Source organism: Streptomyces sp. NPDC060205 (assembly GCF_042728395.1).
In the GTDB taxonomy this organism is placed as follows: domain Bacteria; phylum Actinomycetota; class Actinomycetes; order Streptomycetales; family Streptomycetaceae; genus Streptomyces.
Map to the genome: position 1 here is coordinate 46,479 of NZ_JBHWZP010000020.1, position 12,006 is coordinate 58,484.

Here is a 12,006-nt window from a genome sequence, read left to right on the forward strand (position 1 = left end):
GGCAGGTTCTAGACCAGTCGTCGTGCCGTCGCCCACCTGGTCAGCTCGTGCCGGTTGGACAGCTGCAGTTTGCGCAGGACCGCCGAGACATGGGACTCGACCGTCTTGACCGAGATGAAGAGCTGCTTGGCGATCTCCTTGTAGGCGTACCCGCGGGCGATGAGGCGCAGGACCTCGCGCTCGCGCTGGGTGAGACGGTCGAGGTCCTCGTCGACCGGCGGGGCGTCGGTGGAGGCGAAGGCGTCGAGGACGAAGCCGGCCAGGCGGGGCGAGAAGACGGCGTCGCCGTCCTGGACACGGAAGACCGAGTCGACGAGATCCGTGCCGGTGATCGTCTTCGTGACATAGCCGCGGGCGCCGCCGCGGATCACCCCGATGACGTCCTCCGCCGCGTCCGACACGGACAGCGCGAGGAACCGCACCGGCTGCTCGGGGTCGGCCATCAACGGCGAGCACCGGCGCAGCACTTCGACCCCGCCGCCGCCCGGGAGGTGCACGTCGAGCAGGACCACTTCGGGGCGGGTCGCCGTGATGACCGTGACCGCCTGGTCGACGTCCGCGGCCTCGCCGACGACCTCGACGCCGGTCCGCTCGGTCTGCCCGATCTCCGCCTGGACTCCGGTACGGAACATGCGGTGGTCGTCGACGAGCACCACGCGCACCCGCCGCCCGGGCGCGGAAGCCGCCGGGTCCTCCGCCGAGCCCGCGCCGGCCGCACCCGCACCGGCCGCCCCGGTGTCCGGCCCGACCGCTCCGGCCGCTCCGGTCGGTTCGTTCGCGTCGCTCATGTCTCCGCCCTCTCCATCTCCAGCTCGACCTCCGTGCCGCCGTCCGGCACCGCGCGCAGCCTGGCCGTACCGCCGTTGCGCTCCATGCGGCCGATGATCGATTCTCTGACGCCCATGCGGTCGGCGGGTATCGAGTCCAGATCGAATCCGGGACCGCGGTCCCGGACCGACACGAAGACGGTCCTTCCCTCGACCTCGGCGAAGACCTGCACCGCGCCGCCGTCGCCACCGTACTTGGCCGCGTTCACCATGGCCTCCCTCGCGGCCTGCATCTGGGCGGCGGTCCGGTCGTCGAGCGGGCAGTCGCCGACGACCACGACCTCTATGGGGACCCCGTGCTTGTCCTCGACCTCCGCCGCGCTGCGCTTGACGGCCTCGGCGAGCGTGTCGGGCTCCTCCGCCTCGTCCTTGCCGGTGCCCTCCGGTTTGTAGAGCCAGTTGCGCAGGTCCCGCTCCTGGGCGCGGGCGAGGCGGCGGACCTCGCTCGCGTTCTCCGCGTTGCGCTGTATCAGGGTGAGGGTGTGCAGCACCGAGTCGTGGACGTGCGCGGCGACCTCGGCCCGCTCCTGGGCGCGGATGCGCATCAGGCGCTCCTCGGAGAGGTCCTGCGTCATGCGCACGAGGTACGGACCGGCCAGCAGCGCTATCCCGACGAGGACGGCGAGCGCGGCCTGCAGGACCGAACCGAGGTGGGCGGCGGAGCCCTGGAGGACGAATATCCCGGAGACCCCCGCGGCGACGAGCAGGACACCGGCCGCGGAGCGGAGCAGGCTGATCGTGCGCTTGCGGCGGCCCACCTCCATCCAGCGGGCCCGGCGGGCGTTGTCCGCCTGGCGCCAGACCAGGGCGACGCCCGCGCCGACGAGGACGGTGGGCCAGAGGTAGGCCTTGGCGCCGCCGCTCAGGTCCACATTGCCCACGAAGACCAGGGCCACCACGACCATCGCGAGCAGCGCGACGATCTGGCCCTTGTCAGGCTTGCGGGCCACGAGCCTGCGGCGGCCGTCGGGGGACGTCTCGGTGGCGAGGGCGGGGGGCCTCTCGGCGTCCACGCCTCCGACGCCGAGGGGCACGAAGAACCAGAACGCCGCGTACAGCAGGGCTCCCAGGCCGTCCGCCATGAACAGACCCGCGAAGATCAGGCGGACCCAGATCACGGGCAGGCCGAGATGCCCGGCGAGCCCCCGCGCCACGCCCCCGAGCCAGCGTCCGTCGCTGCTGCGGTAGAGCTTGCGCGGAGGCCGCGGGTCCTCGATGGTCAGGGCTGCGGCGTCCGGCATGCCATCGATGTTCACACGCCTCGCGCCACCGGGCATCAGGGTCGACCCCCGAGACTCCCCTGATCTTCGAATCCGGCCCCGGCGGGCGTCCGAGGGGCCGTGGCGCCTGGGGCCGCAGGCTCGGACGCCGGTGTCCGAGCGGCCTGGCAGCCGGCGTCGCACGGCCGCCCGGTCAGATGGCGCCACTCGGCTCACGCGCCGGGGTCACGGGCACGGGAGCCCGGGCCGCGCGGCCCGGACGCAGGCAGCGCGTCGCCCACTTACCCGACCACTTACCCGGCTGTCGCGGAACGCGGGTGCCGACGTCGCGGACACCGACACCCGCGCCGCGTGACTCGGACGCGGCATCGCGTGACTCGGACGCGGCATCGCGTTGCTCGGACGCCGGCACCACGTCGCTCGGACGCCGGCACCACGTCGCTCGGACGCCGGCACCACATTGCTCAGATACCAGCATGGCGCCGACCCAGCGTCGCTCCCCCCTCACCGCCCCGCCCCGCCGTGCAGGCCCCTGCACCAGCACCCCCGGCACCCCCGGCTCCGTCGCGGTCTGCGCCGACCGGCGTCACGGTCTGCGTCCCAGTCGGTGGCGCATGGGTCTGAGGGGTGTCTCGGGGCCGAATTCAGGGTTCGGCCAGGGTCGTTCCGGCTGCCGCCGGGCCGTCGCGGCCGTCACCATGGACGTATGAGCGATCAGCAGCACGCCGCGGCGCATCCGGGGCCCGGGCCGGGCCCCGGCCCTGGCGCGAGCGCGGCCCCGGGTCCGGGCAGCGGGCCGCAGGACTCGGTGCCGACGACGGACGCCCGGGCGGACGTCCGGGCGGACGCACCGGCGCCCACCGGGCCCACCGGCGCCACCGCCGGTGAGGAACCGCGTGCGCCCGAGGTTCCGCGCGGGTTCCGGCGTGACCGGCGGCACCGGATGCTGGGCGGTGTGTGCGCGGGGCTCGGGCGGCAGTGCGACATGGACCCGGTGATCTTCCGGATCGTGCTCGCGGTGCTCTCCGCCACCGGCGGCCTCGGCCTCATCTTCTACGGCTTCGCCTGGCTCTTCGTCCCGTACGACGACGAGGAGGAGAACGAGGTGCGCAAGCTCCTCACCGGCCGCGTCGACGGCCAGGCGCTGGCGGGCGTGCTGTTCGCCCTGGTCGGCTGCGGTGTCTTCCTCTCCATGCTGAACAACGCGAGTGTGCTCACCTTCGCGGCCACGCTCTCGCTGCTCCTCGCGGGCGCGGGTTACTGGTCGCGGCAGCGAGGTGCCGACGTCCCCGATCCGTCCCCCAGCTCCCGGGTGCGCTCGGGCAGGGGCGGACCCATAGCAGCGCAGGCCGTCGCCGACGCTCCGCCCGAGGCGCAGGCACCGCCCGTGCCCGCCGCCTTCCCCTCCTGGTGGCGGGAGCCCATCGTCAAGGACGGTACGTACGAGGGCGGCACGGGCTATCTGTGGGGCCCGAAGGGCACGTGGGACCGGGACATCGCGGCGGCGGTCACGATCGCGCACGGCGGCGGCTCCGGCCGGGACATACGGACGCGGGACGTCAAGCCTCGCGGCCCCCGCGGGATCGGCGGCCGGGTGTTCCTGCTCGCCCTCGTCGCAGGCGCGCTCGGTACGCGTCTGACCTGGGACGACCACACGCTCGGCACCAGCCTGCAGACCGGCCTGGCCTGTGCGCTCGCCGTGTTCGGCCTGGGCATCGCGGTCAGCTCGTTCCGCGGGCGTACGGGAGCGGGGTCGGTCTTCCTCGCAATCGTCACGGCGGGGCTGCTGGCCTGCGCGGCGGCGCTGCCGGCGGACATCACGACCCACTGGGAGCGCGTGGACTGGACACCGGCCACGGCGGCCGCCGTACAGGAGCAGTACGACCTCGGCACGGGGGTCGGCACGCTCGATCTCAGCCGGATAAACATCGGCAAGGGCCGGACCGTGACGACGAACGCCGAGGTGGGCATGGGCCGGCTCAAGGTCGTCGTACCGAAGGGTGCGACGGTGCGACTGAACGTCGAAGTGGGCGTGGGGGACATCCAGTTGCCGGGCGACGACGAACAGGACGTGGACGTGGCTCCCGGCAAGCACAAGGAACTGACGCTCGCGCCCGCGGCCGGGAGCAAGGACGGCGGCACGCTCGATCTCACTCTGGAAGTCGGCCTCGGACAGGCGGAGGTGGCCCGTGCGACGTCATGAGTTCAAGCCGGGCAGGCTCATAGCGGGTCTCTTCCTCACGCTGACGGGTGTCGTCTACGCCGGTGACGCGGGCGGCCTGTGGGAGACGCCGTGGTTCGCGGTGATCCCGCTCGTCACGGGAGGCCTGTGCCTGTCCGCTGTGACGGGCAGCGTGGCCCACGGGATACGGCGGCGTCAGCGTCGCCGTACGGCGCCCGCACGGGACAGCGCGGGGGCGCCGGGCTGAGCCCGCCACCGGACCGGACCCCGGCCCCGGCCCCGGCCTCGGGGCCAGTGCGGCCGAGCCGCGGGAGGCTCGGCCGGTCCTCGAACCGGTCCTTGAACCGGCCCTCGCCGCCCCTCGCACCGGTCCTTCTCGCGGACCGACACCCGAGCCGGCCGGGGAACCGGCCCGTACGGGAAGGGTCCGGAGTCCGGGCCGGGGCGGTCCGCAGGCGTGCGGCTCGTCGGTCCCAGGTCCGGCTAGTAGGCGGTACCCGTCCTGCGCCGTCGGCGGGAGCGGAGTGCCGCGTCCACGGAGAACACGCCCGCTCCGGCCAGGACCAGGGGCAGCCAGGCCATCAGATAGGGGAGGTCGTTGCCGTAGTAGTACGGGTCCGCGGCCCAGCTCATCGTTAGCCAGAGGCTGAGCGAGATCAGTGCCCCGCCGACCGCGGCGAGGCGGGCCAGCAGGCCGATCAGGGTGCCGATGCCCACGGCGAGCTCGCCGAAGGCGATGGCGTAGCCGAAGCCGACGGGGTTCTTGAGAGAGAGGTCGATGAGGGCGGGGATCGCCGACGAGTCACGTACGGCGCGCATCATGTCGCCGATGGAGCCGGCGCCGGAGTCCGACATGAACGCGCTGTCGGTGAGTTTGTCGAGCCCCGCGTAGATGAACGTGACGCCGAGGAAGACCCGCAGGGGCAGCAGCGCGTACCGCATCGCGGTGTCCCGCCAGTCGCCACCGCCGCCGTCGTCCGAGTATCCGGAGTGCGTGTCCATGCGCATGCCGTGAGCCATAGCCCTCCGCCACCTCTCAACCGCCGAACGGTTCACCCCTCAACAAGACAATACGTACGGGGACGAGTCCCCGCTCAGGGGCGGACGCATAAATTTTCACCACGTCCGCCCGATCGTCCTCTTTGGTCCCGATCTCCGGTAGGAGGGAGTCCCGCTGTGGTCCGAGCGTCCTCAGTCCGTCACGTCGATCTCCACGCGGTTCGTCTCCACGCCCGCCGCGGTGACGACCTGTACCTCCACCCGCCCCGGTTCCACGTCCGCGGGTACGGGCACGGTGAGGACCGCGTCGGAGGGGTTGCTGAAACCGCCGGGCACCGGGACCAGCGGGACGTGCACGTGCACGGTGCCGATCCGTACCACCATTCGCGACAGCCGGTCGGCGCTCTGCGCGCCGGGCGGTACGAACCCGGCGCCCCGGATCTCGATGTCGTCGCCCGTCCTGATCGGCGCGTCCAGGTCCCCGGCCTCGCGCGAGCGCACGACCGAGAGGATCACCGGCCGGCCGCCCTCGGCGTACTTCGCGGCGACGTACGTGGCGGCCGAGATCAGCACCACGACCGCGAGGCCCCACGGCAGGTCCGGCAGCTGTTCGGGACGCCGGGCCAGCCGTACCGCGGCGAACACCAGCGCGACGGCGCCCAGCACCGCGTACTGGGTGTCCGCGAAGCTGCCGCGTCCGGAGTCGTCGGTCAGCAGGTCGGCGGCCCGGGGCCGGTCGGCCCGTACCTTCTGCAGCCGCTGCCCGAGGACCCGCAGCCCGACCACCCGCCGCACCAGGACGGCGATCGCGCACACGACGGCGAGGACGGTCACGATACCCGCGCCCCGGGCGAGTTCGAGCCCTTCGATCAGGGAGTCGCGTTCGGTGTGCGAGGACGCCCCGGCGAGCCGTCCGGCCAGTACGAGCACGGCGTAGACGACGAACAGCACCCAGCCGCCGGCCACCACCCGGGAGGTGGAGAGCCGGTTGTCCTCACCGATGACCGGCGCCAGCACTCCGCCGCGCGCCCGGTGGAACCACGAGGCGGCGGTCAGCAGCACGGCCACGACGACCGCCGCGAGCAGCCCCGCGGTGCGCGCGGACGTCCAGCCCGCCCCGATCGCGGTGAGCGCCTGCACCAGCAGCAGGACGGCCACAAGTCCCCATACCGCGGCGACCGTCCGCCGCCAGACGAGACCGAGCCAGACCTCCCCCTCGGCCCGGCCGCGTTCGGCGACGAGGTCGGCGGACTGGGTCAGCGCGTCCGAGACCCACTGCCGCGAGGCCCCGGCGGAGTGCGCGACCGCGGCCGGCAGCCCCTGTCCCGAGGCGAGTTCGTCCCGCTTGGAGAGGAACGCGGCGACGGCCCGCCGATGCCCCTCGCGTACCCCGTGCGGGCAGTCCCCGCAGGCACAGCCGCCCTCGTGCCCGCCCCGACCGGGACCCCGGCCGGGGTCACGCCCCGTGCCCTGTCCCGTCTCCTGCACCGCCACGCCCGTTGCCGCCTTCCGCACCGCTCTGTCGAGAACTCACCGGCCGTGCGCCCAGCCATCGCGCACACCCATCCACCGCACATCCGCCCACCGCACACCTGCGCAGCCGCACAACTGCCTTGTGACGAAAGCGCATTGTGCCGTACCGCACACCCCCCGCGTCCGCCAGGTCCGGTCAGCGCGGGTGAATGCGCCACCCCCGTGTTGACCCGGCTGCGAGAATTTCCGTATGGCCGAGATCATCCAGCGCGACGGGACCTGGGCCTTCGACGGCAGCACGGTCCGGATCACCCCGGGACTGCACCGTTCCGTGCCGCTGTTCCGGCAGACGTACGGAGAGATCACCGTGCCCCTCGAAGCGGTCGCGGGCGTCGTCTACGAGCCCGAACGCAAGCGTGGCCGGCTGCGGCTGAGACTCCGCGAGGGCGCCGACCCGCTCCTCCAGGCGACCGGGGGCCGGCTGCCCGACGCGGCGGATCCGTACCGGCTGTCGGTGGACATCGACCGTTCGGGGGTCGCCGAGTACGTCGCCGAGGAGATCCGGCACGCCCTGCTCATCGAACAGATTCCCAAGGAACCGGCCGGGGCGTACCTCCTGCCCGGCCCGCCGGTGCCCGTCTCGGTCCGTTCCAGCGACGGCACGGTCTCCTTCGACGGGGTCAGGGTCCGTATCGACTGGAGCGACACCTCGGACCGGGTGAAGCGCGCGACGGGCCCGCGCATCATCGGTCTGCCGGATCTGGTGCAGGTGGAGTGGCTGCCCAACTCCGGTTACGAGGACGGTTTCCTGCGGTTCGTGACGACCGACTCGGTGTTCTCCAAGCTGCCGCCGGAGAAGGATCCGTTCGCGCTCGATCTGTGGGGCAGCGCGCGCCGCGATCTGCTCACGGCCCTCGTCGCCACCGCGGTCATGGCCCGTCTCCCGCACCCGTCCGCCCGGACGGCCGGCGGGCACGGCCGGGGCGAGCTCGTACGGGGAGATCCGTCCCTGCTGCCGGCGGCCGCGTCCGGGGACTCCGTACCGTCCCAGGCGGCCCGGACTCCCCGCGTGGATCAAGGCGCCCCGGCGCGCGTATCGCCCCCGGAGGGCATTCACGACATACTCCTGCGCCGTCTGCGGGAGTTGGGCGAGCTGCATCGTGACGGCGTGCTCACCGACGAGGAGTTCGCGGCGACGAAGGCGGCCGTGCTGCGCGACTTCCAGTGAGCCGTGCCCTCCTTGACGAGGCATGCCCAGGGGCGCGGCGCGTCTTGTGGCGCGGCAGGTTCTGAGGCACGTCAGGACAGCAGGTCCGGCTCGCTGCGGCTGATGTCCTGCCACAGCGGCTGGTAGTTGATCCACGCCACCAGGTCCCCGCCGGCCTGTTCCCGCGTCGCGACCGCCTGCTTGTGGTCGATCAGCACCGGCCGCCCGGCGGCGCGGGCGGTCAGCTGCACCTGGCAGGAGCGTTCCATGGACAGGAACCACCAGGCCGCCGCGTCCACCGAGTCGCCCACCGTCAGCAGCCCGTGGTTGCGCAGCACGAGCGCCTTGAACGAGCCGAGCGCGGAGGCGATCCGCCGCCCCTCCTCGGCGTCCACGGCGACGCCCGAGTAGGCGTCGTACAGCGCGTGGTCCTCGTAGAACGCGCAGCTCTCCTGGGTGATCGGGTCGAGGAGATCGCCGAGCGCGGACAGCGCTCGTCCGTGCACCGAGTGGCAGTGGGCGACCGCGACGACGTCGGGCCGGGCCGCGTGGACCTGGGCGTGCACGGTGAACGCGGCCTGGTTCACGTGATAGCGGCCTTCCAGCACCTGTCCGTCCTCGTTGGCCATCACCAGGTCCCCGACGGTGACATGCTTGAAGGGCATTCCGAACGGGTTCACCCAGAAGCAGTCGCTGTACTCGGGATCGCGCGCGGTGATGTGGCCGGAGACCCCGTCCTCGAAGCCGAGCCGCCCGAAGAGCCGCAGCGCGCCCGCGAGACGTTCCTTGCGGTGCCGGCGCTCGTCGTCGAGCGACTCGTGCATGGGCGGCATGGCGAACCGCAGTCTGTCGGTGGGAAGGGGCAGGGGCGGTGTGGGCCCGTGCATATGTCCTCCAGCCCTGAGGGGCGGACTCCGTACGTGTTTACGGGCGGGAAGTTACCGGCGGTCAGCGCAGGAGAACAGAGATGTCGAAGAAGAGAGTGCACAACCGTTGTACGAGATCGCTGGTCTGCCTGACCGGAGCCATCACACGCGTCGGACACCGGCCCCGACGCCCGCTGGAGGGACCCCCCGTGCACAGCCTTCCCCACACGCTGTGCGGACCGCGCCCCGCGACCGCATCACCGTCCCGCCCATGACGAACATGAGGAATCTCAGGACAGCCAAGAGAACCACGAGAGCCACGAGAACCAGGACGACCAAGAGGGCCACGAGGGCCGAGCGCCTGATCACGGACATGCTCCGGCAGGTCGCCACGCGTGACGTGGTCGTCCTGGACGACCGCGGCGGCTCCCCGCGCCGCCTCGCCGCGCTGACCTACATCGCCGTGCAGTACGGCTTCCGGTACGAGCGGACGAGCCGCGTCGGCCAGACGCTTCAGGTCCGGCTGGTGCGCGACTCCCGGCCCGAGGCCCGCGAGCGCAGTACGGCGGCACTGGGCCGGCTGGCCGCGGGGCGCGCGCCCGGGATGCGTCCCGGCACGCTGAAACCCCTGCCGGACGTGGCACCCACGGTGAACCTGCTGAAGACCCGCATCGAGTTCGACGCCCTGGACGACGACCTCGACTGGCGCCGCAAGGCCGTGTTCATGAGCGCCAGCGCGGTCTTCATGGCGCTGCTGCTGATACCCGCGGGCTGGACGGCCTCGCTCGCCGCGGGCGCCATGATGGCCGCGGTGTTCGCGCTCCTCCTGCGCCTGGAGGTGGTGCGCAAGGACCGGCTCGGCCGCCGTCTGCGGTCGGCGAACCGCAACTCCCGCAGGACCGACCTGCGTGCCTCGCTGCCGAAAAGGCGACACTAGACGTCGGGTATCGCCGCCACACTCGTCGTATGACGTACAGGACGCGCAGGACGCACATGGCGCACACGACCCGGATGACTCGGTGACTCGGACGGCTGGGTGATGCGAATGACCAGGACGACGTCGAACTGGGCGGCCTTCACCGCCGCGGAACAGGATCTTGCCAGGACGGTCGAGGAGCGGTTCGCGGCGTTCACGCACCACGTCGTGGCGACCCTCCGCAAGGACGGTTCGCCCCGCACGTCCGGTCTGGAGGTCCGCTTCCTGAACGGGGAGCTGTGGCTCGGCATGATGCCGGACTCCCTCAAGGCGCTGGACCTGCGCCGGGACCCGCGGTTCGCCCTGCAGGCGAACCCGGGGCCGGGCACGGAGATGGCCGGCGGCGACGTACGGATCGCGGGCCGGGCGGTCGAGGTCCAGGACCCGCTGGAGAAGGCGGGGTACAGCGAAGAGGTGAAACCGCCGGAGCCGTTCCACCTCTTCCGCACCGAACTGACGGAGGTCGTACGGACCTGCGTCGAGGACGACACGTATCTGGTCGTCCAGATCTGGCAGCCCGGAGTGCCGGTGCGCACTCTCAGGCGGACCTGAGCCCCGAGGGACCCGAGGCCGCTACTCCCACTCGATGGTGCCCGGCGGCTTCGAGGTCACGTCGAGGACGACGCGGTTGACGTCCGCGACCTCGTTCGTGATGCGGGTCGAGATCTTCGCGAGGACGTCGTACGGAAGACGCGACCAGTCGGCGGTCATCGCGTCCTCGGAGGAGACGGGCCGCAGCACGATCGGATGGCCGTACGTGCGGCCGTCGCCCTGGACGCCGACGGAGCGGACGTCGGCGAGCAGCACGACCGGGCACTGCCAGATGTCGCGGTCGAGACCGGCGGCCGTCAGCTCCTCGCGGGCGATGGCGTCGGCCTCGCGGAGCAGGTCGAGCCGCTCCTTGTTGACCTCGCCGACGATGCGGATGCCCAGGCCGGGGCCGGGGAACGGCTGGCGCTGGACGATCTCGTCCGGCAGACCGAGCTCCTGGCCGACCATCCGGACCTCGTCCTTGAAGAGCTGGCGCAGCGGTTCGATCAGCTGGAACTCAAGGTCCTCGGGGAGCCCGCCCACGTTGTGGTGGGACTTGATGTTGGCGGTGCCCGTACCGCCACCGGACTCGACCACGTCGGGGTAGAGCGTGCCCTGGACCAGGAAGGCCACCTCCGGGCCCTCGTCCGCGATGATCTCCGCCTGCGCCTGCTCGAAGACCCGGATGAACTCGCGGCCGATGATCTTCCGCTTCTCCTCGGGGTCCGAGACGCCCTTGAGAGCGGTGAGGAAGCGCTCCTCCGCGTCCACGACCTTCAGCTGTACGCCGGTCGCCGCCACGAAGTCCTTCTCGACCTGCTCGGTCTCGCCCTTGCGCATCAGACCGTGGTCGACGTACACGCAGGTCAGCTGGGTGCCGATGGCCTTCTGCACGAGGGCCGCGGCGACCGCGGAGTCCACGCCGCCGGACAGCCCGCAGATGGCGCGCCGGTCGCCGACCTGCTCGCGGATCAGGGCGACCTGCTCCTCGATGACGTTGCCGGTGGTCCAGTCCGGGCTCAGGCCCGCGCCCCGGTACAGGAAGTGTTCGAGCACCTGCTGGCCGTGCGTGGAGTGCATGACCTCGGGGTGGTACTGGACCCCGTACAGCTTCTTCTCGTCGTTCTCGAAGGCCGCGACCGGGACGACGTCCGTGGAGCCGGTGACGGTGAAGCCCTCGGGGGCGGCGGAGCAGGCGTCGCCGTGCGACATCCACACCGACTGCTCGTCCGGGGTGCCCTCGAAGAGCGTCGAGCCGGACTTGCTGACGTGCAGCTGGGTACGGCCGTACTCGCGGGCGCCCGTGTTGTCGACCGTGCCGCCGAGGGTGGTCGCCATCAGCTGGAAGCCGTAGCACATGCCGAAGACGGGGACGCCGGCCTCGAAGAGCGCGCGGTCGAGGCGGGGGGCGCCTTCCGCGTACACCGACGAGGGGCCGCCGGAGAGGATGATCGCCGCGGGGTTCTTGGCGAGGATCTCGTCCACCGGCATGGTGCTCGGGACGATCTCGCTGTAGACCCGGGCCTCACGGACTCGGCGGGCGATGAGCTGGGCGTACTGCGCGCCGAAGTCGACGACCAGGACGGTGTCGGGGGTGGCGGCGGGGGACGCTTCTGGCACGGTTTGCCTTCCGGCGGTTTAGCGGGGCTGTGCGATTGATTCTAACGGGGGTCCGGGGGCGGGGGGTCACGCCGGGTTTTCCTTCGCCCCCGCCGCCCGTACCCC

The 12,006-nt window shown here is 72.1% G+C and carries 11 protein-coding genes; 5 read left to right on the forward strand and 6 right to left on the reverse strand.

The genetic code is table 11. The annotated features are described in order from the left end of the window. Positions 1-8: 8 nt before the first annotated feature. Together ACFWGJ_RS05825 and ACFWGJ_RS05830 are read right to left on the reverse strand one after the other, a co-directional pair. Positions 9-788, reverse strand: a complete 780-nt coding sequence (locus ACFWGJ_RS05825) for a LuxR C-terminal-related transcriptional regulator (protein ID WP_387321323.1) — start codon at positions 786-788, stop codon at positions 9-11. After that, positions 785-2,068 (reverse strand): PspC domain-containing protein, encoded by a 1,284-nt coding sequence (locus ACFWGJ_RS05830; protein ID WP_387321324.1) that lies wholly within the window; start codon positions 2,066-2,068, stop codon positions 785-787. Before ACFWGJ_RS05830 ends, ACFWGJ_RS05825 begins: the two co-directional genes overlap by 4 nt. 685 nt (positions 2,069-2,753) lie before the next feature. On the opposite strand from ACFWGJ_RS05830, the gene ACFWGJ_RS05835 reads away from it, so the two are divergent. Both ACFWGJ_RS05835 and ACFWGJ_RS05840 read left to right on the forward strand, forming a co-directional pair. Next, positions 2,754-4,250, forward strand: a complete 1,497-nt coding sequence (locus ACFWGJ_RS05835; RefSeq protein WP_387321325.1) for a PspC domain-containing protein — start codon at positions 2,754-2,756, stop codon at positions 4,248-4,250. Next, positions 4,237-4,476 carry a hypothetical protein gene (locus ACFWGJ_RS05840; protein WP_387321326.1) on the forward strand — a complete coding sequence of 80 codons (240 nt, stop codon included), beginning with the start codon at positions 4,237-4,239 and terminating at the stop codon, positions 4,474-4,476. Before ACFWGJ_RS05835 ends, ACFWGJ_RS05840 begins: the two co-directional genes overlap by 14 nt. A gap of 236 nt (positions 4,477-4,712) precedes the next feature. On the opposite strand, the gene ACFWGJ_RS05845 is transcribed toward ACFWGJ_RS05840, so the two are convergent. Next, complete coding sequence (locus ACFWGJ_RS05845) at positions 4,713-5,249, reverse strand: DoxX family protein (RefSeq protein WP_387321327.1); 537 nt, start codon at positions 5,247-5,249, stop codon at positions 4,713-4,715. A gap of 171 nt (positions 5,250-5,420) precedes the next feature. Next, positions 5,421-6,722 (reverse strand): hypothetical protein, encoded by a 1,302-nt coding sequence (locus ACFWGJ_RS05850; protein WP_387321328.1) that lies wholly within the window; start codon positions 6,720-6,722, stop codon positions 5,421-5,423. A gap of 229 nt (positions 6,723-6,951) precedes the next feature. On the opposite strand from ACFWGJ_RS05850, the gene ACFWGJ_RS05855 reads away from it, so the two are divergent. Further along, positions 6,952-7,929 carry a DUF4429 domain-containing protein gene (locus ACFWGJ_RS05855; RefSeq protein WP_381832817.1) on the forward strand — a complete coding sequence of 326 codons (978 nt, stop codon included), beginning with the start codon at positions 6,952-6,954 and terminating at the stop codon, positions 7,927-7,929. Positions 7,930-8,000: 71 nt separating this feature from the next. On the opposite strand, the gene ACFWGJ_RS05860 is transcribed toward ACFWGJ_RS05855, so the two are convergent. After that, a complete protein-coding gene (locus tag ACFWGJ_RS05860) occupies positions 8,001-8,795 on the reverse strand; it encodes a class II aldolase/adducin family protein (RefSeq protein WP_107015706.1) in 795 nt (264 codons plus the stop codon). 250 nt (positions 8,796-9,045) lie between these two features. Here ACFWGJ_RS05860 and ACFWGJ_RS05865 point away from each other — a divergent pair, with 250 nt between their 5' ends. Together ACFWGJ_RS05865 and ACFWGJ_RS05870 are read left to right on the forward strand one after the other, a co-directional pair. Continuing rightward, a complete protein-coding gene (locus tag ACFWGJ_RS05865; protein ID WP_387321329.1) occupies positions 9,046-9,711 on the forward strand; it encodes a hypothetical protein in 666 nt (221 codons plus the stop codon). 108 nt (positions 9,712-9,819) lie between these two features. Next, positions 9,820-10,302, forward strand: coding sequence for a pyridoxamine 5'-phosphate oxidase family protein (locus ACFWGJ_RS05870; RefSeq protein WP_387321330.1), 483 nt, complete (start codon positions 9,820-9,822; stop codon positions 10,300-10,302). Positions 10,303-10,323: 21 nt separating this feature from the next. Here ACFWGJ_RS05870 and guaA read toward each other — a convergent pair whose 3' ends face one another. Further along, complete coding sequence (gene guaA, locus ACFWGJ_RS05875; protein WP_384800453.1) at positions 10,324-11,901, reverse strand: glutamine-hydrolyzing GMP synthase; 1,578 nt, start codon at positions 11,899-11,901, stop codon at positions 10,324-10,326. Between the last annotated feature and the right edge of the window lie 105 nt (positions 11,902-12,006).